This is a genomic window from Selenomonas sp. WCT3, from assembly GCA_900100835.1.
GTDB lineage: Bacteria > Bacillota > Negativicutes > Selenomonadales > Selenomonadaceae > Selenomonas_A > Selenomonas_A ruminantium_E.
In genome coordinates, this window is the sequence record FNCM01000002.1 from 261,208 (window position 1) to 283,543 (window position 22,336).

24 protein-coding genes are annotated in these 22,336 nt (G+C 52.6%); all 24 read right to left on the bottom strand.

Annotated features, from left to right (window positions below; translation table 11 throughout):
* Window positions 1-25 precede the first annotated feature (25 nt).
* The gene (locus tag BLQ36_RS03010; protein ID WP_231473877.1) at window positions 26-562 is read right to left on the bottom strand and encodes a D-glycero-alpha-D-manno-heptose-1,7-bisphosphate 7-phosphatase; all 537 of its coding nucleotides are present in this window, start codon (window positions 560-562) and stop codon (window positions 26-28) included.
* Window positions 543-1,532 (bottom strand): ADP-glyceromanno-heptose 6-epimerase, encoded by a 990-nt coding sequence (gene rfaD, locus BLQ36_RS03015; protein ID WP_074513900.1) that lies wholly within the window; start codon window positions 1,530-1,532, stop codon window positions 543-545. Before rfaD ends, BLQ36_RS03010 begins: the two co-directional genes overlap by 20 nt.
* Window positions 1,533-1,550: 18 nt before the next feature.
* The gene (gene rfaE1, locus BLQ36_RS03020) at window positions 1,551-2,525 is read right to left on the bottom strand and encodes a D-glycero-beta-D-manno-heptose-7-phosphate kinase (RefSeq protein WP_074513901.1); all 975 of its coding nucleotides are present in this window, start codon (window positions 2,523-2,525) and stop codon (window positions 1,551-1,553) included.
* A 12-nt stretch (window positions 2,526-2,537) separates the two neighbouring features.
* The gene (locus tag BLQ36_RS03025) at window positions 2,538-3,707 is read right to left on the bottom strand and encodes a glycosyltransferase family 9 protein (RefSeq protein WP_074513902.1); all 1,170 of its coding nucleotides are present in this window, start codon (window positions 3,705-3,707) and stop codon (window positions 2,538-2,540) included.
* 15 nt (window positions 3,708-3,722) lie between these two features.
* Window positions 3,723-5,753 (bottom strand): LTA synthase family protein, encoded by a 2,031-nt coding sequence (locus BLQ36_RS03030; protein WP_074513903.1) that lies wholly within the window; start codon window positions 5,751-5,753, stop codon window positions 3,723-3,725.
* A 17-nt stretch (window positions 5,754-5,770) separates the two neighbouring features.
* Entirely contained in the window at window positions 5,771-6,793 is a 1,023-nt protein-coding gene (locus BLQ36_RS03035) for a glycosyltransferase family 9 protein (protein WP_074513904.1), read from the bottom strand.
* Between the two features lie 7 nt (window positions 6,794-6,800).
* The gene (gene rfaE2 / locus BLQ36_RS03040) at window positions 6,801-7,271 is read right to left on the bottom strand and encodes a D-glycero-beta-D-manno-heptose 1-phosphate adenylyltransferase (protein ID WP_074513905.1); all 471 of its coding nucleotides are present in this window, start codon (window positions 7,269-7,271) and stop codon (window positions 6,801-6,803) included.
* A 1-nt stretch (window position 7,272) separates the two neighbouring features.
* Complete coding sequence (locus BLQ36_RS03045) at window positions 7,273-8,262, bottom strand: bifunctional heptose 7-phosphate kinase/heptose 1-phosphate adenyltransferase (protein WP_074513906.1); 990 nt, start codon at window positions 8,260-8,262, stop codon at window positions 7,273-7,275.
* 42 nt (window positions 8,263-8,304) lie between these two features.
* Window positions 8,305-9,846 (bottom strand): organic solvent tolerance protein OstA, encoded by a 1,542-nt coding sequence (locus BLQ36_RS03050; RefSeq protein WP_074513907.1) that lies wholly within the window; start codon window positions 9,844-9,846, stop codon window positions 8,305-8,307.
* A 175-nt stretch (window positions 9,847-10,021) separates the two neighbouring features.
* Complete coding sequence (locus BLQ36_RS03055) at window positions 10,022-10,945, bottom strand: hypothetical protein (protein WP_074513908.1); 924 nt, start codon at window positions 10,943-10,945, stop codon at window positions 10,022-10,024.
* A gap of 100 nt (window positions 10,946-11,045) precedes the next feature.
* Complete coding sequence (locus tag BLQ36_RS03060; RefSeq protein ID WP_074513909.1) at window positions 11,046-11,972, bottom strand: cation diffusion facilitator family transporter; 927 nt, start codon at window positions 11,970-11,972, stop codon at window positions 11,046-11,048.
* Window positions 11,973-12,029: 57 nt separating this feature from the next.
* Complete coding sequence (locus BLQ36_RS03065) at window positions 12,030-12,497, bottom strand: hypothetical protein (protein ID WP_074513910.1); 468 nt, start codon at window positions 12,495-12,497, stop codon at window positions 12,030-12,032.
* A 95-nt stretch (window positions 12,498-12,592) separates the two neighbouring features.
* Window positions 12,593-13,600, bottom strand: coding sequence for a hydrogenase expression/formation protein HypE (gene hypE / locus BLQ36_RS03070; RefSeq protein ID WP_074513911.1), 1,008 nt, complete (start codon window positions 13,598-13,600; stop codon window positions 12,593-12,595).
* Entirely contained in the window at window positions 13,590-14,699 is a 1,110-nt protein-coding gene (gene hypD / locus BLQ36_RS03075) for a hydrogenase formation protein HypD (protein ID WP_074513912.1), read from the bottom strand. The genes hypE and hypD overlap by 11 nt, the downstream gene beginning before the upstream one ends.
* A complete protein-coding gene (locus BLQ36_RS03080; protein WP_074513913.1) occupies window positions 14,692-14,949 on the bottom strand; it encodes a HypC/HybG/HupF family hydrogenase formation chaperone in 258 nt (85 codons plus the stop codon). The genes hypD and BLQ36_RS03080 overlap by 8 nt, the downstream gene beginning before the upstream one ends.
* Window positions 14,950-14,960: 11 nt before the next feature.
* Window positions 14,961-15,560, bottom strand: a complete 600-nt coding sequence (locus BLQ36_RS03085) for a HyaD/HybD family hydrogenase maturation endopeptidase (RefSeq protein ID WP_074513914.1) — start codon at window positions 15,558-15,560, stop codon at window positions 14,961-14,963.
* Window positions 15,553-16,215 carry a hydrogenase nickel incorporation protein HypB gene (gene hypB, locus BLQ36_RS03090; RefSeq protein WP_074513915.1) on the bottom strand — a complete coding sequence of 221 codons (663 nt, stop codon included), beginning with the start codon at window positions 16,213-16,215 and terminating at the stop codon, window positions 15,553-15,555. Before hypB ends, BLQ36_RS03085 begins: the two co-directional genes overlap by 8 nt.
* Window position 16,216: 1 nt before the next feature.
* On the bottom strand, window positions 16,217-16,558 hold the full coding sequence (hypA, locus tag BLQ36_RS03095) for a hydrogenase maturation nickel metallochaperone HypA (RefSeq protein WP_074513916.1): 342 nt from the start codon (window positions 16,556-16,558) through the stop codon (window positions 16,217-16,219).
* A 100-nt stretch (window positions 16,559-16,658) separates the two neighbouring features.
* Window positions 16,659-16,901, bottom strand: coding sequence for a hypothetical protein (locus BLQ36_RS03100; protein WP_074513917.1), 243 nt, complete (start codon window positions 16,899-16,901; stop codon window positions 16,659-16,661).
* 38 nt (window positions 16,902-16,939) lie between these two features.
* The gene (cybH, locus tag BLQ36_RS03105; RefSeq protein WP_033170424.1) at window positions 16,940-17,641 is read right to left on the bottom strand and encodes a Ni/Fe-hydrogenase, b-type cytochrome subunit; all 702 of its coding nucleotides are present in this window, start codon (window positions 17,639-17,641) and stop codon (window positions 16,940-16,942) included.
* Window positions 17,642-17,676: 35 nt separating this feature from the next.
* Window positions 17,677-19,590 carry a nickel-dependent hydrogenase large subunit gene (locus BLQ36_RS03110; protein ID WP_074513918.1) on the bottom strand — a complete coding sequence of 638 codons (1,914 nt, stop codon included), beginning with the start codon at window positions 19,588-19,590 and terminating at the stop codon, window positions 17,677-17,679.
* The gene (locus BLQ36_RS03115) at window positions 19,591-20,685 is read right to left on the bottom strand and encodes a hydrogenase small subunit (RefSeq protein WP_033170422.1); all 1,095 of its coding nucleotides are present in this window, start codon (window positions 20,683-20,685) and stop codon (window positions 19,591-19,593) included.
* A 301-nt stretch (window positions 20,686-20,986) separates the two neighbouring features.
* Window positions 20,987-21,490: an NUDIX hydrolase gene (locus BLQ36_RS03120; protein WP_318260900.1), complete on the bottom strand. Its 504-nt coding sequence runs from the start codon at window positions 21,488-21,490 to the stop codon at window positions 20,987-20,989.
* Between the two features lies 1 nt (window position 21,491).
* Entirely contained in the window at window positions 21,492-22,316 is an 825-nt protein-coding gene (gene larE, locus BLQ36_RS03125; RefSeq protein ID WP_074513920.1) for an ATP-dependent sacrificial sulfur transferase LarE, read from the bottom strand.
* Between the last annotated feature and the right edge of the window lie 20 nt (window positions 22,317-22,336).

A 22,336-nucleotide genomic window follows, 5' to 3' on the forward strand; every position in this document is an offset into this window, starting at 1 on the left:
TTCTTGACGGCTAATTCGACACACCTTATAGGAATTCCTCTAGGCGCCCTAACAGACTGCCAGAGGTATATCGTATTCCCGTGAGATTAGCTCGCTTCGCACACTCCATATCCCCATCGCTGTCACCGACGAAAAAGGATTGTGACCGATCAATCTGGAACTGCCGGCAGGCTTCGTCCACCATACCCGTTTCCGGTTTCCGACAGCTGCAGGTTTTCGTATACAGGGGAATATTCCCCTGTGGGTGATGCGGGCAGTAAAAGAGCGCATCGAGATGCGCTCCAATCTTGGCAAGTTCCGCGTTCATCCAATCATAGACGTTCTTCACATCTTCTTCTGGATAATATCCACGGGCTACACCGCTCTGATTCGTGACAAGAATGGCCAGGTAACCCTTGTCATTGACGTATTTTATGGCCTCTTTCGCTCCCTCGATCCAGACGAAATCCTCTGGACGATGCAGATAATGGATGTCGACGTTGAGCGTACCATCGCGGTCGAAAAAGACAGCTTTAGGCACCTTCCCCTCTAGGGGAAGGTTATTAATTCTTGCCGTAGACAAAGTAACCTCCTGCATTGAGGAATTCCACATATTCTTTTACGGCATCGCTCATCTCATGGAAACCTTCGTCATAACCGGCAGCCAAGAGATTCGTCGGGTCCGCCTCGGTGTAGTTCTGGTATTTGCCTTTGAGCACTTCCGGGAATTCACGATAAGCGATCTCGCCCTTGCCCATCGCTTCGATAACGGCCTGTGCCACTTCGTTATAGGTATGTGCATGGCCCGTACCACAGTTATAGATACCGCTTTTCCCTTTATTCTCCCAGAACCAGAGATTGACGTTTACGACATCTTTGACATAGACGAAATCACGGCGCTGCTCCCCGTCTTTAACCGGAGTACCATTGATATCGCCCCAACCTTTGAACAAGCGAACCGTGCCCGATTCATTAATCTGATTATAGAGCTGATAGAAGATGGATGCCATCTTGCCCTTGTGATGTTCCTGTGGGCCATAGACATTGAAATATTTGAGCCCGACAATCTGGCTCTTAGCCTCCGGCATGACCTGACGGACATAACGGTCAAAGGCCAGCTTCGAGAACGCGTACGGATTCAATGCATCTTCGCATTCATCCCCCTCGCGGAAGCCATGTTTGCCGCTGCCGTACGTCGATGCAGAAGAAGCATAGAGGAACGGAATGCGATGCTGCAGGCAGAAATGCAGCAGGGATTTGGAATACTCATAGTTGACCCGCATCATGAAGTTGACATCATACTCCATGGTATCGGAGCAGGCACCTTCATGGAACACCGCATCGATATCGGTACCATCAAAATCATCGTTTTCGATAGACTGCATGAAATCATCTTTATGCTGATAGTCGATGAACTGCAGTCCGCGCAGATTTTTGTAGTTCTGCCCATCTTTCAAGTCGTCGACGATAAGGATATCCGTGCGTCCACGGCGATTGAGCTCCTTGACGATGTTACTGCCGATAAAACCGGCACCTCCGGTTACGATTATCATATTCGGTTCCTCCTAAGCTTACAATACTTCCAAAAGTTCCTCTTTGCTCACGGCATAAGTTCCGAGTTTAGCCACGACTACGCTGGCCGCCAGATTGGCCATCCGGGCACTTTCCACCGGCAAAATGCCGCCAGCAATCCCGGCTGTGAATACGGCGATAACGGTATCGCCTGCACCAGACACATCGTAGACCTCCTGGGCCTTGGTCGGAATATGCGTGATGCTCTCATTGGTTACCAGCGTCATACCATTTTCCGAACGCGTTACGATGATGTTCTTCAACTGGTATTTTTCCATGGCATAATGCGCGGCTTTTTCGACGGCTGCATCTTCATTTTTGATGCGCTCGGGCAGTATCTCATTGATTTCCTTGAGATTCGGCGTAATATAATCTGCTCCGGCATATTTATTCCAGTCGCTACCCTTGGGATCGATAACGACCGGCACATTCTGTTCGTGCGCGGCCGCAATGATCTGCTGGCAAGTCTCCGGCGTGCAGCATCCCTTACCGTAATCCGAGATGATGATAGCATCCACTCCATCGGACAATGCCCTGCGGACGTAGTCATGCAGCTTAGCTGCCTCACTGCCAACCACGGGTTCTGCCTCTTCAAAGTCCAGGCGCATCATCTGCTGATGACCACCAATGATGCGCAGCTTCGTAGTAGTCGGCCGGCCCGTACGAACGAGGCCTTTATGCGAGATTCCACGTTCGTCAAATTTATCCAGCAGGCTTTGGCAGTGATAATCCTCACCAACAAAACCCGTGATGTCCGTAGCACAGCCCAACAACGCTAAGTTATGTGCCACATTTGCGGCACCCCCCAACGTCTCTTTGGAGGACAGCACATGGGTGATTGGCACCGGTGCTTCCGGCGAGATTCGCGTGACCTCGCCATAGAAATATTTATCCAGCATGACATCGCCTACGACCAGAATCCGGCAGGCCGGCAGGCCAGCCGCGACAAAATCACGCATTTTCTGCTTGTCCATACTACACCTCTTTTATGCTTCCACCACCCGGCACTGATACTCGCCGTAGTGTCGCGGCAATTTATACGCCGGTCGGCCCTGGTATCTATCCAGCAATTCATCCACGTACTTCATGACGACAGCGGGTTTTATCTGCTTCATGCAGGCAAGGTTTTCTTCTCCCTGATGGGGGCATTCGTGAATGCCGCAGGGATGGCAGTCCACCGGCGCCTTGATGAGCACGGAACGCGCATCATAGGGATAGAACCCCGGTACCGGGCTGGCACCGAACATGGTAACCACCGGCACATTCATAGCCACGCCTACGTGCATAGGGCCGCTGTCCGTCGTCAAAAACAGGCAGCAACGGCGCAACAGGCCAGCCAGCACCGCCAGGCTTACCTTGCCTGTAAAAATATGAAGGGATTTGCTATCCTGGTTTTCCATCTGGGCGATGCAATTTTCGACGATTTTCAAATCCATGGGGCCGCCAAAGAAGGCAATCTCATAACCCCGGTCGATAAGCTCGTCGGCACACTTAGCAAAGTAACTGTCCTGCCAGCGTTTTGTCCGCCAGCTGGCACCGATGTTGAAGGCAATGACCTTGGCCTCAGAGGCAAAGTGCTCGGCCCATAGGGCCTCGGCCTCTTTTTCCGCCGCTTCCGGCAGCCACATTTCCAGGCCGCCATCGTCGATTTTCTCCACGCCGACGGCCTGCTGCAATACTTCCAAATGGGCATGCACCTGATGTTTCCAGCCCGGCACATACCGATGAGGCGGCAGCATGTGGAAGGGCCCCCACCCCACGTGGTGGGCTACCGACGGGTTCTGCATAACCTCGTCAAACAACAAGGAAAAGCCCGGCTTGCTGTACCCAACGATGCGTTTCGCACCGCTGAAGGCCGCGATGGCCGACGCCCGTTCGTTGCGATGCAGGTTGATGACCAAATCGAAATGCTTTTTGCGCAGGCCAGCGATAAACTGCCACAAGGAACCGAAGTGGTCGTCCTTGCCTTTTTTGTCGATTAACAGGCATTCATCAATATGCTTATTGTGCTCCACCAGGTCGCGAAGCTTTTTGTCCGCCAGCAAGCTGATGCGGGCATCGGGGTAATTCGCCCGAAGGGTGCGCAGCACTGGCGTTGCTAGCATCAGGTCACCGATATGCATCAAATTGATTACCAGGATATTCTTATATTCCATGAGATTCCTTCCCACTTAATTCATCGTTGTTCCTTTTTCCAACAGCCACCAGGACAGCGTGCGCATCATGGGCAGATAGGTATCCAGCTGTGCCCGGCCAGCGACAGCGTCACCGCCAGCTGTTCCCGGCAGGGATTCGGTCTGTTCGCCTTCCACCTGTCCCATCACCTGATTGTTGAGCCAATAGCCGCGGTTAAACGCCACCGGCGTCTCGCCAATGGCCGGGGCAATGGCATGATAGGTGAAGCCCTGGGGCGCTATGAGGTTGATTAGCGTCGGAGCAATTCCCGTATGCCCCCCCACCGCATTAGCCGGCAGGATGTCTTTGGTCACACCCTGACCGTAGAGGACAAAGGGCACGCTCTGGAATTCAAACAGCGTCGGCTTCGGGCCCGGGTTCGTACGCACCGCATGGTCCCCGGTGATGACAAACAGACTGTCCGGATACTTGGCCATGGTTTCGTGAACAAATTCCGTAACGATCTTGTCCATGTACCAATAATGGCCAATTTCCAATGCCAGCGTATCCGGGTCCGAGGCATCGGGGATGATTTCCCGCACCAAGGATTTCGCTTTCTCCAAATCAAAACCTTCCGCCGCCACATCGACGTTATAAGGTGGATGATTCGATGTCGTCATAATGAGGTGAACCGTCGGCGGTTCATCGCCCAGGCTTTTTTCGAGAGCTGCAAAAAGGTTCCGGTCATTGGTTCCCCAGGTATTCGTCTTTGGGGCCTTAAAATCCGGATAACCGTAGAAATGATCAAAGCCCTGAGCCAGGGCCAACTTCTTGATATTATCCCAGGAGGGGGTGCCGCCATACCAGAAGTCGACCTGATAGCCGAGCTCTTTGAACTGGGGTGCCATTGCCGTCGGATAAACTTCTTTAAAACTCCGGGGCTGGTAATTGGCCCGGACATTGACCTCCGACAGGCCGGTAATCAGCCCCGTGATGGCGATAGAGGTAAAATCCCCATTGGGCATGAAGGACTGAGTGTAATATCCCTGGGGGGAGCTGGCAAGACTCTTAATGCCATCGGCGGCATGAAGCCGCTCATATTTTTCCAGCATCGGCCACTGGGCCCAGGTTTCTCCAAGAATGATGAAGATATGCTTGGGCTTGGCGATTTTCGCCCCCGGTGCCTGACGCACAATATAAGAACGGATATCATCGCCAGCTGCCGCTGTATTGCCATTAAGCTTGGCTGCTCGTTCCGCCATTTCGCGAACCTTGTCTTTGTTCACCCCGTAAACAGCTCCGGCTTTCATCCGCTTTTCGGACTGGATGGCCCGGTACATTCCCTGCACATCGTCCAAAATGCATTCGTTGAGGAATTCGTCCTTCGTCACCCCAGCGTTTTCCCAGTTGATGCCCGTCGCATAGCTGACACCGCCGCCGAAGCGGGCCACAAAGGCAAAGGAAACCGTCGCCAAAAACAGCATGAGCATCGTCAGGATTTGCCGGCTGCGGGCAAGGCTAGGCAAAGCAGCCGTACCAACGCGGGTCAAAAGGGTTCTTAGCAGATACCAGCTGATACCCGTAAGGGCAATGGCTATGGCCAGCCGCCAGGGGAGCCCATACTCCTGCACCATGGTCATAAACAGGGCACTACGGTCATCATGAACCCCCTGCATAACCTGGAGCCCATAGGTCATATGGAACTCCTCGTAATAGGGAAACCGCGCTTCAAACAGCACCGCCAGCAAAAAGGAAGCCACCGTGCCAATTCCCAGGCGAAGTTTCTCCCAGGACCAGCGCGGATTCAAAATTCCAGGCAAGGTGACCAGTACAAAGCTCAGCAGGGTAAAACCGCCGGCACTCTTTAGGGACAGCCGCAGTCCCGTCCAATTGGCCTGCAGGATATCCCCTGCCCCCACATCGCTTCCCATGAAATTGGCTAAGATCCCCATGAATACGACACGGTAAAGGCAAAACAAGAACAGCAGGAAGAAAAAGAGTTTCAAATCCTGCTGGATATTGCGAAAATATTTTTCCAATCGCCCCTGGGGACGATTCCAACTTGTATCATAGCGACGAATCCGCATGGATAATCTCCTCGATGTTAAATCGTCAGTAAATCCTTGATTTTCTCCTCCACCTGATGTACCTGGATATTGGCCAGGCAGTCAAGTTTTTTCGGGCAGGCCCGCTTCCAGCAGTATTTGCAGGTGCGGTCAACCTCGATGGTATTAGCCAGCTGTCCATAGGGGCCGTTACGATTGGCATCCGTCGGTCCCATGAGCATGATGGTCTTCGTGCCAACACCAGCCGAAAGATGAACTGGCCCCGTGTCGCCGCCTATCACCAGCTGGGCGTTTTGCAGAATGTAGGTAAGCTGTTTGAAATTCGTACGGCCCACCAGATTGATAGGCGGAATCTCCGTCTTGGCACAGATTTCCGCCGCCCGCTGCTCATCGACCACGCCACCGCCCACGATGACAGGTATCAGCCGCTGGTCATAGAGCCAGTCGCCAAGCTCGGCAAAATTCTCCACGGGCCAGCGCTTATTGGGCCAGTTGGCACCGATGGCAAACACCACATAGGGATTAGCCATATTGGCACCGGCCTGACTGAAGATACGCTGGGTCAGTTCCGCTTCGCGCTCTGGCACCTCCAAGGGAAATACCACCTTGTCCACGCGGCAGCCGATAGCCCGGGCCACATCGAGATAGCGCTCGACAATATGTCCATTGGCATTCGGCCCGATGACCGGTTTTGAAACCTTATCGCTGAACTCGCGCATATTGCACATGCCGAGCTTCACCGGCGCCTGGCCGAGGCGGGCAATCGCTGCCGATTTGAACAGTCCCTGCAGGTCCAGCACCGCATCATAACGACGCTGCTGAATCTTGCGTTTCAGAGGCCCGTAATGTTTGAGGAATCCGCCAATGGATTTGAATTTCTTTTTCTCGAAGAGAATAATCTCATCGATATAGGGATTCATCGTGAGCAAGTCATAGGCCGGCGGCTCTACTACCCAGGTCAGATGGGCATCCGGATACGTTTCCTTGATGGCATAGGCCACCGGCAGGGCATGGATGACATCGCCGATGGCGCTTAGTTTTACTACAAGTATATTTTTCATCGAGGCCTTAGTCCTCTCCCTGCTTAATCTTTTGAATCACATTGGTGGTCGACCGTCCCTCCACCATGTTTACGAATTCCACTTTGCCGCCATAGCTCATGACAATCTTGGCCTCCGGCAACGTGTCGAGCGTGTAATCGCCGCCCTTGACGTAGACATCTGGTTTGACTTTGGCAATCAGTTTTTCCGCAGTCTGCTCGCCGAACAAAACCACATAGTCAACGGCCTTGAGTGCTCCTACGACTTTGGCCCGATCCAATTCGCTATTGATAGGGCGGCTCGGTCCTTTATTCGCACGAACCGAAGCATCGGTATTGAGGCCCAGCACGAGGCAATCGCCAAAGGAACGAGCCTTCTCGAGGTAAGTAACATGGCCGGCATGCAAAATGTCAAAACAGCCATTGGTAAAGACGACTTTTTTGCCCCCTTTGCGAAGCACCTCGCAAAAAGCGGCAATATCATCAGTAGAAATCAGCATATCATTTCTCCAATACTTTTTTCAGTTCATCTTTGCTAACCGTACTTGTCCCCAGTTTCCGGACGGCAATGCCGCTGGCGATATTGGAAAGTTCGGCAGCCTTTGCCGGCTCCACGCCAGCAGCCAGGGCCAAAATGACCGTTGCCACGCAGGTATCTCCGGCACCGGATACATCGAATACTTCACTCTTGTCGGATACCGGGATATTGTGGATAGCACCGTCTTTTTCCAGCAGTACCATGCCCAGTTCCCCGCGGGTGACCAAAACGCCATCGGCATCCAACTCTTCGAGGAGTTCCTGGCCGGCCGCGTAGATATCTTCTTCCGTCGGCAGTTCCCGGCCCACCGCCGCCGCAATCTCAGCATCGTTCTGCTTGACATAGCCAATATCCTTGAAGCGATGGATGTCATAGCGTGAATCCACGATACTCGGGATATCGTGGGCCCGGCAGAAACTTATAAGTTGCTGCTGTATCTTCGCCGTTACCGTACCAGAACCATAGTCGCTGATAACGACACCGTCGATAACCGGCAGCAGATTCTTGATGTACTGCATGATTTCCGCCTCAAAAGCCGGCGTCATGGGGGCATCGCTTTCCTTGTCAATACGCACGATCTGCTGGCTGACCGTCGCCCGGCCGCCGGCAATGACCCGAGTCTTGGATATGGTGGGACGCTTCTCATCGCAGAAAAGGCCCTCCGTATTGGCACCGTTCTTCTCCAGTGCCGCCTTGAGCCCCCGGGCTGCGTTATCGAGGCCCAGGAGTCCCACGGCAAAGACATTGCCCCCCAGCGTCGCCACGTTGTTGACGACATTGGCCGCACCGCCGGCGACGATTTTCTCGCCAGCCTGCTGCAACACCAGTACCGGCGCTTCCCGGGAAATCCGGGAAATGCGCCCATCAAGATATATGTCGGCAACCATGTCGCCGATAACCAGGATATTCTTTCCCTGAATCTCCTCAAGGATAGGTTCCAGTTCTTTTTTCATCGTATAAAACCTTCTTCGAAACTAATTTCGCGGTCTGGTAAATTACCACGGCGTAAACTGCCAGCGGACACTCCAGCGGTTCGACATGGACTTGTACCGCAGGATGATTTCCGAGCAGTGCAGGTCATGGAACCAGTAATAGTCGACATTCTTCCATTTGCTATGGTCAAGGTCGTACTTCGTGCCAACGGCCAGACGGTTCCGGTCATCGATACGGTAGCTGAAACCGCTCTGCAGCTTCTTGCTGAAATCATCGGTATCGTAGTTAAAGAGCGTATTCTGGGAGTTCTTCTTATCATAGTGGTAGCCCGTATAAGCCGCCCAACGGTCATTGAAATCCTTCGTCAGCACAGCCGAGCCCTTCATGCCCGAGACCTTCGAATCATCAAAGGACTCATGGGTAATGGTATAACCCGTATTGAGATAGAGCGTATAGCGATGAAATTTAATCGGATCATAGCCAAGGCCTGCCCCGTACTCGCCATGATTGCTGTGGATTCCATTTTCATACCAGCGCCCGTATTCGCCCCCGACATTGTAGGTAAAATGCGTGCCGGCCAGATGGTCACTGTAATTCAGGAAATACGACGGCTCTTTCTTGAGCCATTTATCGTCATCGTCCTCAAAATAGCCATAGCTTACGCCAGTGCGCAAATACCCATTGTTGAAGGTCAAATCGTAGTTACTGCGCCAGCCGTCAGCAGCCGTCACCAATACGTTAGCATTGGCACTCAGATTTTTCTGTAAGGGGAATTCTAAGTCCCATCTGAGGTACAATTTATCGTCGTTGTTGTAGCCGATTCGCGGCAGGAAGTTCTCTTTTCCCGCTGCTCCCGGGGTAATATCCTTCTCATAGTGCTTGCGCGAAAAAATAGGCGTTCCCTTGAGATAGAGTTTGACGTTATCCATCATCATTTTCTGCTGGGGATAAATGGTAATTTTTTTCGCCGCAAAATGATAGTCCGGCTTCTTGGCACTGCACTCCGTCTCCGTGGCATCATAGGCCACGAAACGATCCGGATAGAACTCGAAACGCTTAGCCGTGATGAAATGGGCATCGGCCTTGCCCTTGACATCCACCATAGTACCGATCTTCTTGCCATAGTTGTAATGGGCCTTATAGCCATCAAGGGTAATCCGCATCTGCCCCGGCGTCATCTGCAGGACATGGGCCTTCTCTGGAATCTCGATATCCTGGGTCTTTACATTGCCTGTGACATTCTCGCCCTGAAAGCGATGGGCATCCAGCTGCAGGATGTCGACCTTGCCCTTAGCGATAAAGCTGCCGTCCCGTTCATCATAGGTGAGATCATCGCCCTCAAAGGCCACCGGCGACGGTTTCGTCTTATCCAGCGGATGGCGCAGGTGTTTTTCCATATCCTTGGCATCGGCCAGCAGTTTCTTCTGCTCATCCGTCAAGCGGTTCTTGCGCGCCTGCCGATGCTCGTTTTCGATGTAATCCAAAACCTGGATTCCCGTATCCGAATCCGCATGATAGGTTTTCGCCGATACGGTGCCGGAAGCTGCCGGCATGACTACAGCTGCCGCCATAAGTCCCGCCAGGATTTTCTTCTCTCTATTCATCAAAAGGTACTCCTTCTGTATAATCTAGCTAAAACCAACAAATTGCTTTAACTTTACTATTATAACGCCATTGCCGAGATTTTGTCGACCGACAAATCTCGCTGACATCCCCGGCTTGTCTACAAGCAAGAGAAAGCCTTCCTCAAAGAGGAAGGCTGATACTTTCTATTTGCTTTTACTGAGCCGTCGTAGCGACACCGTAGAGAACCGTATCAGACTTCGTCTGCACGTAGAATTCCGTGCCTTCTGGCAGTTCGATGTTCTTGCCGTTGATGAAGGCACCACCGATGATACCGATAGGGCCAAGCACTGCAATGCCGGCGAGGCTGGCACCGGCAGCCATGGCCAGATTCTTCATCTCTTTCTGAGACTCCTCACCGATGAGGGTCTCCACATAGGTGCCATCGATGGCCTTGGTCTTTTTGAAGTCAATCTGGACTTCGGCGTTGCGGCCAAAGTTCTTAGCCTGTTTTACTTTCGTGACTACACCTTCGCCCGGCTCGCCCTTGGCAAAGACCAGACGGTTGTTGACAATAACATCACTGGCCACCTGGAAGCGCACCGTATCACCCTTTTTGAGCTCTTTGGAGTTCACCGGGTCAACCAGTGCCACTTTGATGAGGGTATTGGCCGGCACTTCTACCTGAGCAATGGGCAGCGTCTCGGTGCCAAAGGAGACTTTAGACAGGCTGGAAATACGTTTCTGATAGGTACCTTCGGAAGTCTTGCCGCTAATGGTCATCTCCATGTCAGCAATGCGTTTTTCCACCGAATTCATGCTGACCTTATGATCGACATTCCACTCGATTGCATTGAGGTCGGCCATAATCGACGTCTTGCCATTATTGGTATAAAGTTCGTCGTAAATGGCATCTACCCGGGTCATCATGCTGCCCGTGCGATGCGTGCCAGTATAATCTTTCTCCAATTTATTAATGCGGTCCGTCAGCGCACCAGTCTGCTCCGTACCATAAGTGTCCTTCTCAATTGCTGCCAGTTTATCCTGAACCGTTGCGGGGGTAGCTGCTGCCGCCATGCTCACCGACGATGCCAGCATAATCGTGCTGAGGAACACACTGCACAGTTTACGGAATTTCATATTTAATCTCCTCCGTTTCATCATTTGACTATGTTTCCTATTGTACCATAAAAAATCTTGAAATACTTGAAATCCTGCTGAAATACAGATTAAGGAAATCTTATTCTTCTACCCGCCGCTGGGAATCTTCATAATGACTGGATTTGGTCTCAGGGTCATGCGACCCCACAGGTTCCGGATGAATCAGGATATCAAAGGTTCCCAGTTCCGCGCGAATCTTTTCTTCCAACTCATCACAAACGGCATGAACCCGGGAAAGGTGCATATTGCCATCAAAGAGCACATGGACATCCAACAGCTTGTAAGAACCCGATTTCCGCGTGCGCAGGCAGTGACAGCTCTCCACCTCCGGAACGCTTTCGATAATGGCGATAATGTGGTTCTCCTGTTCCTCCGGCAGGCTGGCATCGGTAAGCTCCATTGCCGATTCCATAACCATGCGCCAGCCCGCGCGAAAGATGATGCCCGCAACAAAGATAGCGATGACCGAGTCGAGCCAAGCCCAGCCTGTAAGCTGCATCAAGGCCAAACCGACAAGTACGCCCACCGAGGTCCAGACATCCGACTGCAAATGCAGGCCGTCGGCTTCCAACGCCTGGGACCCCGTAAGTTTCGCCACGTAAATCAACCGCCGTGATACCAATACATTCACCACAATGGACACCACCATGATGGCGATACCGTATTCCAGGCTCTCAGGCACTTCGGCCTCCTGGAATTTCAGCACCGATTCATACAGGATGCCGCCCGCCGCACCAACAATCAGCAGGGCCTCCACGGCTGCCGAAAGGTTTTCATATTTGCCATGACCGTAATCGTGCTCCTCATCCGGCGGTACCAGCGACTTCTTTATCGCCCAAAAGGCAATAAGGGCCGCCACCAAATCCACCCCGGAATGCAAAGCTTCCGATACCAGACTTACAGCGCCCACATAGATGCCGACGATTAATTTCAAAATCACCAGCATGGTGTTGGATACAATCGAAAAATAAGCTGTCCGTTTTTTTAGTGCTGCCTGTTCCGTCATAATCATCCCTCTTTATGCGACAAGCCTTCCCCAGCGGAGGAAGGCTTTTTTATCCTATTACTTTTTCTGCTCATAAATGAAATCGACAATAGACCGATACGCAGACTCCGGACCATACTTCATCACGGGCTGCGGCGTATCGCTTTTCTCCAGCTGCTTACGCGTATCATACTGCTGGGTCTTCGATGCTAAAATCTGATACGCACTGCGGGCAGGGTCAAATTTCACATACTGAAGATACCGCCTATTGGTATAGGCCTTGACCACGGCAATGCGCGCCGTGATAATCTCACGGGTCTCTTCCTGAGGCGGCAAAATCACCGGCGGTTTAGCCGGGTCATCCGACAGAATCGGCTCGGGATAGACCTTCTCCGTGACCTCTGAAAAAGCGATGGAGTTCACATCCACATAATAGCCGGTGCCACCATCCGCATCGACAAACTGCATATTCTCCTCGGCCTGGCAAAAACTGCTGAGCATGAGCAGTGCCAGCAGGCAAAGGGTCAAAAAGCGTTTTATTTGCATAGGCTTCGCTTCCTTTTATAACCATAACTCGTATAAACGGTTATTATTATAAGGTAGGACACCATCCAGTGCAAGCAATTTAACGGAATTCTAAATCAGCAGATGCGCGGGACAATGTTCCCCAAGGGCATATCCACTACGCGGATGCCACCAATGGCCGTGCGCAAGCCCACCTGGCCCTTGGCCGTATCCGTAACTTCACCAATAATACGCGCGTCGCAGCCGTATTTGTGGGCCCGCATGATATCCACCACCTCTTGGGCCTTATCCGCCGGCACAAAGGCCACACATTTTCCTTCATTGGCCAGGTAAAGCGGATCAAAGCCAAGGATATCGCAAACACCTTGAACCTCATCGTGAATCGGCAAGGCCTCCTCATCGATGAGAATGCCACAATCCGAGGCTTCAGCAATCTCATTGAGCACCGCCGCCACGCCGCCACGGGTCGGGTCACGCAGCACGGCGATATCGGGAACCGCCTCAAGCATTGCCTTCGTCATATGGCAGAGCGGTGCGCAGTCGGTTTTGACCGTATCGGGAAGGGTAAGGCCGTGACGGCCAGCCAGGATTGCCGCCGCATGGTCGCCAATATAGCCCGACAGGATTACCTTCATGCCCGGCTTGACATTCTGGGGCGAAATATGGGTTCCGCGAATGACGTCACCAATACCTGCCGTATTGATAAAGATGCCATCGGCTTTACCCTTTTCCACCACCTTCGTATCCCCCGTAACGATGTAGATGCCGGCTTCATCAGCCATCTTGCGCATCGTTGCCACGATCTCTTTGAGGTCTTTTACCGGAAAGCCTTCCTCGATGATAAGGCCCGCCGACAGATAGCGGGGCACCGCCCCGGTCATCGAAAGGTCATTGACCGTACCGCATACCGCCAGTTTGCCGATATTGCCTCCAGCAAAAAAGAGCGGCTGTACCACATAAGAATCTGTCGTAAAAGCTACCTGACCGCCCATCTGCACCTGGGCTCCATCGTGGAGCTCATTGAGCAGCGGATTGCCGTAGGCCGGCAGAATGACTTCTTCCATGAGTTCCTGACTTAACTTACCACCAGCACCATGGGCCAGCGTTACTTTATCACTTACCATATTCGAATCTCCCCTGACCATATTTGTACCAGGCGGCACATACCCCCTCAACCGAAACCATGCATGGTCCGATTGCATGGGTCGGCACGCAGGCTTTGGCAAACAGCGGGCACTGTGGCGGCGTCACGATACCGCGGAGCACTTCCCCGCAGCGGCAGGCCGTCTTCTTCGGTGCCGGCAGTTCTGCCATCGCCAGCGGCATAACCTCTTCAATGTCGTAGGACTTATACGCCTCCCGCATCTTGAGCCCCGATAAAGGCACAACACCCATGCCGCGCCAGCCCGTATCTACCGGTTCATAAACCGTATCCGTAATGCGCTGGGATACCAGATTCCCCTCCGGCCGTACAACGGCCTCGTATTCATTTTCCACTTTTGCTTCCCCGCTCTTTACCTGCTTGACCAGCCGGTAAAGGGCACGCAGAATCTGTAACGGTTCAAACCCCGTAACCACACCCGGTACATGATACTTCGCGACGATGGGCTCGTAGATTCCCGTCCCTGTCACCACGGAAACATGTCCCGGCAGGATAAAGCCATCCACATGCACCTGCTCGTCACTGAGCAACACCTCCATGACCGGCGGCACGAGTTTTTGCGCCGACAACATGAAGAGATTCTTTATGCCCTGCTGCTCAGCAGCCAGAACGGTAGCCGCCGCCGTTGGCGCCGTCGTCTCAAAGCCGACCGCCAGGAATACTACCTTCTTGTCCGGATTTTCCCTTGATATCAGGATCGAATCCAGCGGGGAATACACAATGCGTATATCCGCGCCATTGGTCTTGGCTTCGCCAAGGCTGGACTTCGTCCCCGGCACCTTCAGCATATCGCCAAAGGTCGTGATGATGACATCGGGATGCTGGGCATAGGCAATGGCCTTGTCCATGTAGTCATCGGGCGTCACGCATACGGGACATCCAGGCCCTGAAACAAGCTCCACATTGTCCGGCAGCAATTGGCGAATGCCCGCCCGGAAAATCGAAACCGTATGGGTGCCGCAGACCTCCATAAAACGGAGTTTACGTCCCACCTCATCGGCCATTGTTTTGATTTCTGCTACCAGCCTTTGCGCCAGTTCACGTTCCTCTTTCTTATTCATGAGCCACCGACTCCTCTAGCGAAGCTACAGTTCGTGGCGCACCATTCATTTCTGCCAGCAGTGCATTGGTTTCCTCCGCGTCCTTCTCGTCGACAATCTGCATGGCAAACCCCGCATGTACGAGAACAAAATCACCAACCTTTGCCTCTGGCAAAAGCATCATGGAAACTTCACGGCTGACCCCGGAAATCTCAACCTTGCCAATGGCATTTTCTATTTCAAGCACTTTTGCTGGTACTGCAAGACACATATTACCGCTCCTTATCCTCTAGTCCTGATAACCTCTTCCGCTACGACGCCGAAATCCATCGCATCGGGAACTTTCTTTTTCACCGGCTCGATTCCCCAGCCGCGAAGTTTCTCCAGAGCTGTTTCCACCACCTGAGGCAGCAGCTTCTGCATACCGGCGGACAACTCCACGCCAGCCTCCAGGTCAAAGGGCTGAGCACCGATCACGATTACCTCGGGAATCTTATGGCCTGTCACCGTCAACAGTCCTAAGACGTCCTGTATTCCCACTTCGTGGGCCGACAATTTGTCCTGAAAATGCTCCATGACATTGTCGTTGTGAAAGCAGAACATCGTTCCTGGGTCCGCCCCACCATTGATGGAATCAATGACCAAGAGTTTATTGGTTCCCGTTACATACTGGGTAAGCTCAATCCCCAGGGTACCGCCATCCACCAACTGGACGTTTTCCGGGAATTCATAGTGAGCATCGAGATATTCCACCACCCGAACGCCAAATCCTTCATCCCGCAGGATTACATTGCCTACCCCAAGGACCGTTACTTCCGACCGGTGCAGGACGTTGTCGATGCTCGAAACGCGTTCCGAGCCGTTTCCAAATACATCAGCCATTTTTCTTCCCCGCCACTTTTTCTTTCAACCACGCACACCATGCATCGATTCCCTGCTCCGTCGTGCAGGAAACCTCCAGCACCTTCATCCCGGGATGAAGGGTGGTTATATCCTCCTTGGCCGACTCCATGTCGAAATTGCAATAGGGCAGAATATCGACTTTATTCAGCAGGGCAATGGCCGATTCCTTGAAGATCAACGGATATTTCAGTGGTTTGTCATCGCCTTCGGTAATCGACAATACCACCGCCTTGTCGTCCTCACCGACGGCAAACTCAGCGGGACAGACCAGATTGCCAACGTTTTCGACAATCAGCAAATCCAAATTATCAAGATCCATCTGCTTAGCAACCTTCTGCACCATAGGGGCATCCAGATGACAGCCGCCAGCAGTGTTTATTTGGATGACGGGAACCCCATGCCGCTCAATGCGGTCCGCATCTTTGCTGGTGAAGAGATCCCCCTCAATGACAGCCATCTTGAGCTCATCTTTGAGCTTTTCCATGGTCTTTTCCAGCACCGATGTCTTACCGGCCCCCGGCGATCCCATCAGATTGACAACATATACCCCCTTGGCGGCAAACATCGCCTGGTTTTCCGCCGCAATGCGGTCGTTCTCTCCCAAAATATTTTTCATGACCTGAATCTCTGCCATGTTAGTCCACCTCCAAATACTCTACTTTCATCTCACGGCCGGAAATCGTCGTCAGGACCCCGTCTTTACATTCCGGGCACCAGAAGTCGTAATGCTCGATGTGAAATTCCTTGCCGCATTTGCTGCATTTCCCCATGAGGGGAACATTCTTGATGACCAGTTTTGCTCCCTCGGCAATCGTCCCCTTCACCAGCATTTCAAACGAAAACCGTAGCGATTCCTGCTCCACACCGGACATTTCGCCGATCAGCAGGCCGACCTCAGCTATCCGCTTGGCCTCGTTCTGTTTTGCATAATCCAGGGCAATATCCAAAATGCCCTCCGCCAGCGCCATTTCATGCATAGTTTTTCCTCCTGCACCTCAAGGCCTCCTGCAGCCTATCTGTACATAACAAAGGGACCGCCGCATTATAGCAGCGGTCCCCCTCATACTAACGCATCAATTACAAAGCAGCCTCAAGACCACGTGCGCTGAATACACCGATGATATCCATGAGCTTTGTCTTGGCCGGTGCATAATCTACCACCGTTTCGCCATCATGTGCATGGATATGGACAAAGAGCACACCCGGAAGCCCCAACAGAGCCCTCTCGACTTCTTTGGCATTTTCTTCCGTATAGCCTTTTACAAAGAACTGGAGACGCGTGTTGCCGTTTGTCTCCCCACAGCCGCATTCTTTACACATAATCTGATTCTCCTTTTATCTGACTGATAGGTTACGTTTTATTTTGCCTCTTTCGGCGGTTCTACCTCATTGGCATCCTTCGGAACATGCTCCAGGAATTTCACCCCAGAGAACATCGACGAAGCTTCGCCCTCGGCCTCCATGATATCTGCCCGCAGTACCATGTAGACATGACCGATAGCAAACAGCATGATAAGCCATGCGACGATATGATGTACCCAATGGGTCATCATCTCACCGCCCAGGACTACATTGACCCAGCCGAAAAGCAGGCCGCCGATTTCCGACGGTTCCGTCATATAGTACATGGCAAAGCCCGTGAGGATCTCCACCAGTACCATTGCGTAGAGGCCGGCATACGAGGAGCGTGCCAGCGGGTTGCGCAAAAACGGCGCATGCTTCGGTTTTAACAGCATGTAGTGAAGGGCCACATCAATGGTTTCACTATAAAAATGACCTTCCCATACGCGTGGGAAAAGACGATCTCCCTTGTTCACGATGAAGCCATAAATGCGCAGGATAAAAGCCGCACAGAAGGCAAACGCCGCGATAAAGTGGATATTTCTTACCCAGTCCATGGACATGGATGTGTAGGTCGGTTCAATGCCCAGCACAGTCACCGGTTTTGTGACCAGTAGCCCCGTGATGAACAGCACGACGATAGCCAGCACCATGATCCAATGGAAAATCCGCAAATACGGACTGAACAGGTAGTAGATTTTACGCTTTTCTTCTTTCATTCTACTGTTCCCTTCCTTTCCATCCGGTATCCGGCTTATTTCTCAACGTGCGTGCCAGAATACGGATCCGTGGTGATGACGTTTATCTTCTCGCCTTTCGCATTGAACATATGCGTTGCACAAGCCATGCACGGGTCGAAGGAACGGACGACCTTGACAATCTCGAGCGGCTTGTCCGGAACCTTGACCTGTGTGTCCATCATAGCCATCTCATAAGCGCCGTGGCCGGCCTTATCATCACGCGGGCAAGCACTCCAGGTCGTCGGAACGATGCACTGGTAGTTGTCCGTCTTGCCATCCTTGATGGCAATATAGTGGGACAGTGCCCCGCGCGGAGCCTCGTAAATGCCAACGCCTTCGCACTCTTTCGGCCAGGTTGACGGGTCCCATTTCTCGTTGCTCGCGACTTTCGTATCGCCAGTCTTGAGGTTGGCAATGAGCTTGTCGAAGAAGTACTTGTTGATCTCGGCAGCCAGCTGGCAGTCGAGTGCACGGGCAGCCGTACGGCCGACCATCGTCGGGAGCCAGACTTCCGGAGCCAGGCCGAGGACCTTCGATACGGCATCGATCTGATCCATCATCATTTTCTCCGCCCAAGTCAGCTCGCCGAGCAAGCCCTTCTTAGCCTTGACATAGATAATGATATAGCGGGCCAGCGGACCGACCTCGCAGAGCTTGCCATTCCATTTCGGCGTCTTGAGCCAGGAGTACTTGCCCGTCTCATTGAGAGCCTTCCACTCGGTAGCCGAGCCCTCTTTCGGCCCCGTGTATTTCGGCGAGGTGACGCCATCCCACGGGTTCAGTGCAGCTTCGCTCTTAGCCGGATACTCGTACCAAGAGTGATCGACGCTCTCGGTAAATACCTTGCGGTCCGCAAAATCCTCGCCATTGACCTCGGTGACTTTGCAGCCAGCGAGCCCCTTACCGAAGTCTTCAACAACACCATTGCAGCGGATCAGCAGGTTCTTGAAGAACCCACCGTTCTTCGTACCGCTGAACGGCTCTTCCGGATAAGCACCATAGCCGAGCACGCAGGTCTTGGCCATACCACCGCCATCGACACGGCCAGCTTTGACGTAAGCAGAGCCAATCGCCAGAAGATCCGGCAGATAATAGTTGTTGACCAGAGAACGGCCCATGTTGATAGCACGATCGACGATGTCGAGGCGGGCCGTATTGACCGGTGCATTGCCGTCCTCCAACGAGATGGAGCACGGCATACCGCCGACAACATAGTGCGGATGCGGGTTCTTGCCGCCGAAGATGACGTGCGGCGTAACCAGCTCACGCTGCTTGTCGAGCATCTCGAGATAGTGAGCTACAGCCAGGAGATGAACCTCTGGCGGCAGCAGTTTATAATCCGGATGGTCCCACCAATTTGCCGAGAAAATGCCGAGCTGGCCGCTCGCAACGATGGCTTTGACCTTTTCCTGGATTTGCGCAAAATACTGCGGCGTAGCAGCCGGGAAATCATGCTCAAAAGCCTCCGTTACCGACGTGCCCGGAGCACGGAAGGGAAGCTTATAGGTATTCAAGACAGTATTCTGCAGGTTAGCGGTAGCAATGGGGTCAGCGGCAGCTGCCTCCAGCGGACTTACCCAGTCCAGGGCATGCAGATGGTAAAAATGGACAATGTGGTCCTGTACCGTCAGCGTAGCTGCCATGATGTTGCGGATATAATGAGCGTTCTTCGGAATCGTGATGCCCAGAGCATCCTCCACCGCGCGGACAGCCCCCAATGCATGGGCCGTCGTGCAAACGCCGCAAATGCGCTGGATATATGCCCAAGCATCACGCGGATCACGGTCCTTCATGACGAGCTCAAGACCGCGCCATGCTGTACCGGACGAAAGGGCATCGGTTACCTTGCCCGTTGCTTCATCTACCTGAACCTCGACGCGAAGATGACCTTCGATACGGGTTACCGGATCTACTACTACGTGTTTCATTTATTCTTCACCTGCTCCCTCGTTCTTCTTTTCATCAGCAATGCGTTTTTTCTTCTGAACAACGCTTGCCGCGGCATGACCGGCGACACCGACTGCCGTAGCGGCAGCCATGACAGCACCGATCTGATCGACATCACCGATTGGCTGGCCGAATTTCGGCAGACGCTCGGTCATCGCACCATCATCCCAGAAGTGCGCGTTGGAGCAGCCGATGCACGGAGCACCGGACTGGATGGGGTAGCTCATGCCCTGGAACCAGCGCAGATTGCCGCAGGAGTTGTACGTCTCCGGGCCGCGGCAGCCCAGCTTGTAGAGGCACCAGCCAGCCTTAGCGCCAGCATCATCAAAGCTTTCTGCAAACATGCCGGCATCAAAGAACGGACGGCGATAGCAAGTATCATGAATACGGTTGCCATAGAACTGTTTCGGGCGGCCTTCGCCATCAAGGGGCGGAACCGTCCCAAACAGGGCGATATGCATGACGACACCCGTCATGACTTCCGGAATCGGCGGGCAGCCCGGAACATTTACCACCGGCGTGCCGCCAGTGAAATACCCGATCCCCGAAGATCCCGTCGGATTTGGTTTTGCAGCCTGGATACCGCCAGATACGGCACAGGTGCCATACGCGATAACTGCTTTCGCATTCTGAGCCGCATGCTGAAGCAGATGCGTGAAGGTGTGTCCGCCGGACATGCAGTACACTCCGTTGTCCTTCGTGCAGGCAGCACCCTCAACGCAAAGGATATAGTTTCCTTTGTACTTCTCAATAGTCTCCTCAAGATGCGCTTCAAACGGAGCACCGGATGCAGCGCTCAGCAGATGGTCATACTCCAAAGCAATCTGGCTCAATACCAAGTCAGATGCCAGCGGTGCACCGGAACGGATGAACGACTCATCACACCCCGTGCACTCATGACCATGAATCCAAACGACTACCGGCAGCGGTTTCTGTTCCGCAGCCTCAACGACCTTCGATACCTGATCTGTGCTGAGTCCCATTAGCGACGTCAGCGCGACGCAGCTCTTGACGAACGTGCGGCGGCTCATGCCTTTTTTGAGATATAAATCCCACATACTCTCCCGTTTGTCCACTTTTTTACCTCCTCATTATTATCCGTATGGATACTTGCATATAGAATCCCTCAGGCTGATGGCTCAATATCAGCCGGCAGAAGGTACCCCACAAGATACTTTCATTATACGCTTATCGAAAATAAAAAACTACAATTATATCTCCTTGCACCTATAGATATTACTTATCTAGCTATAGGAAAAAACTAACGAATTACCCTCCCCGGGGGATCCATACTTGTCTTATCTATTTTCGCCACCCCGAATAAATTCTCCTGCTTATAGCAATAAGGAATAAAAAAAAACACACGAAAAAAATAACTCAATCTATCGCAGAAATCATCGCTTGCCAATCGACAGCCCTGCCATCCAAAAGGACTTCCACCAAAGCTTCTCCCACATAGCGAAGCTTCAGCGAAAAACAATCGGCACGCGTTTCCAGCAAGCGGAAAAAGATCTTATCCCCCTCCCAAACGGGAAGATCATAGACTTTGCACTTATCAATCCATTCCAAATCTCCTTCGTTGCAAGAACCGACCTCGCCTTCAAACCCATTGGCCGTATAAAGAAACATATACTCTGTCTGCCAGCGGTCGGAAATAAACGTGATGACACCGCGCAACCGGTAATCGGTCAGCTCGAGGCTTGTTTCTTCACGGCATTCGCGCAGCAGGCATTCCTCCGGGCATTCATCAGCCTCAAAATGGCCGCCAATCCCCACCCATTTATCCTTGTTGATATCCTTTTCCTTCTTCACGCGATGCATCATGAGATACTTCCCCTCGCGTTCAATATAGCAAAGTGTTGTCTGATTGCTTTTGGCCAATTTATTTCCCCCTGACATCCAAACTCTCATTCATGCTGCCTGTCCGGTACCCTTGTAAATCCATAGTCACATAGTCAAAACCGATAGCCTTGAAGGCATCTGCGATTTCCTGACGAAGTTCCGGCTCCATAAACCGGCTGATTTCCTCCGGAAGCAGTTCGATACGGGCGAGGTTGCCGTGACGGCGCACGCGGAACTGCCGGACCCCCTTGCGCAGGAGATATTCCTCCGCCCGGTTGACTTCATCCAATTTCTCTGCCGAAAGCTCCTCCCCATAAACGAAACGAGACGCCAGGCAGGCAAAAGATGGCTTATTCCAAGTGGGCAGACCCATTTCTTCGGAAAGACAGCGAATATCCTGCTTCGTCATACCGGCATAGTAAAGGGGGCTTTTTATATCCAGCTCCCGCAGCGCCCGGCGTCCGGGCCGGTAGTCCCCATCATCATCGCGATTGGAGCCATCCACCACAAAATTCAGCCCCTTTTGGGCGGCCAGTTCCTTAAACTGACTGAACAGTGCATACTTGCAGCGGTAGCAACGATCTTCGGGATTCATGCGAATCCCTTCAAGGGCCAGAACGTCAAAAGTTTTGAGGATATGGTGCACCCCCTCTTTTTCCGCGAAAGCCTTTGCCTCCTCCACATCCCGCTGAGGCACAAATACCGAGGCGGCAGTAAAAGCTATGCACTTATCCCCCAGGGTTTCACGCGCCACCCGCAGCAGGAATGTCGAATCAACGCCGCCGGAAAAAGCTACCGCCACGCTTCCTAATTCCCGCAGATATGCCTTTAATTTCATTAATTTATCATTCAAGTCATTTTTCATAAATAATCTATCCTTTGCAA

Bases quoted from the DNA above. Each gene is read 5' to 3' on its own strand.
- BLQ36_RS03100 (WP_074513917.1), bottom strand. From the start codon at position 16,901: ATGTGTAAAGAATGCGGCTGTGGGGAGACAAACGGCAACACGCGTCTC.
- rfaE1 (WP_074513901.1), bottom strand. From the start codon at position 2,525: ATGGACAAGCAGAAAATGCGTGATTTTGTCGCGGCTGGCCTGCCGGCC.
- hypA (WP_074513916.1), bottom strand. From the start codon at position 16,558: ATGCATGAAATGGCGCTGGCGGAGGGCATTTTGGATATTGCCCTGGAT.
- cybH (WP_033170424.1), bottom strand. From the start codon at position 17,641: ATGAAAGAAGAAAAGCGTAAAATCTACTACCTGTTCAGTCCGTATTTG.
- rfaE2 (WP_074513905.1), bottom strand. From the start codon at position 7,271: ATGCTGATTTCTACTGATGATATTGCCGCTTTTTGCGAGGTGCTTCGC.
- hypD (WP_074513912.1), bottom strand. From the start codon at position 14,699: ATGAATAAGAAAGAGGAACGTGAACTGGCGCAAAGGCTGGTAGCAGAA.
- hypE (WP_074513911.1), bottom strand. From the start codon at position 13,600: ATGGTAAGTGATAAAGTAACGCTGGCCCATGGTGCTGGTGGTAAGTTA.
- larE (WP_074513920.1), bottom strand. From the start codon at position 22,316: ATGAAAAATGACTTGAATGATAAATTAATGAAATTAAAGGCATATCTG.
- BLQ36_RS03065 (WP_074513910.1), bottom strand. From the start codon at position 12,497: ATGCAAATAAAACGCTTTTTGACCCTTTGCCTGCTGGCACTGCTCATG.
- BLQ36_RS03030 (WP_074513903.1), bottom strand. From the start codon at position 5,753: ATGCGGATTCGTCGCTATGATACAAGTTGGAATCGTCCCCAGGGGCGA.
- BLQ36_RS03080 (WP_074513913.1), bottom strand. From the start codon at position 14,949: ATGTGTCTTGCAGTACCAGCAAAAGTGCTTGAAATAGAAAATGCCATT.
- rfaD (WP_074513900.1), bottom strand. From the start codon at position 1,532: ATGATAATCGTAACCGGAGGTGCCGGTTTTATCGGCAGTAACATCGTC.
- BLQ36_RS03085 (WP_074513914.1), bottom strand. From the start codon at position 15,560: ATGGCTGATGTATTTGGAAACGGCTCGGAACGCGTTTCGAGCATCGAC.
- hypB (WP_074513915.1), bottom strand. From the start codon at position 16,215: ATGGCAGAGATTCAGGTCATGAAAAATATTTTGGGAGAGAACGACCGC.
- BLQ36_RS03025 (WP_074513902.1), bottom strand. From the start codon at position 3,707: ATGGAATATAAGAATATCCTGGTAATCAATTTGATGCATATCGGTGAC.
- BLQ36_RS03055 (WP_074513908.1), bottom strand. From the start codon at position 10,945: ATGAAATTCCGTAAACTGTGCAGTGTGTTCCTCAGCACGATTATGCTG.
- BLQ36_RS03045 (WP_074513906.1), bottom strand. From the start codon at position 8,262: ATGAAAAAAGAACTGGAACCTATCCTTGAGGAGATTCAGGGAAAGAAT.
- BLQ36_RS03035 (WP_074513904.1), bottom strand. From the start codon at position 6,793: ATGAAAAATATACTTGTAGTAAAACTAAGCGCCATCGGCGATGTCATC.
- BLQ36_RS03060 (WP_074513909.1), bottom strand. From the start codon at position 11,972: ATGACGGAACAGGCAGCACTAAAAAAACGGACAGCTTATTTTTCGATT.
- BLQ36_RS03110 (WP_074513918.1), bottom strand. From the start codon at position 19,590: ATGAAACACGTAGTAGTAGATCCGGTAACCCGTATCGAAGGTCATCTT.
- BLQ36_RS03050 (WP_074513907.1), bottom strand. From the start codon at position 9,846: ATGAATAGAGAGAAGAAAATCCTGGCGGGACTTATGGCGGCAGCTGTA.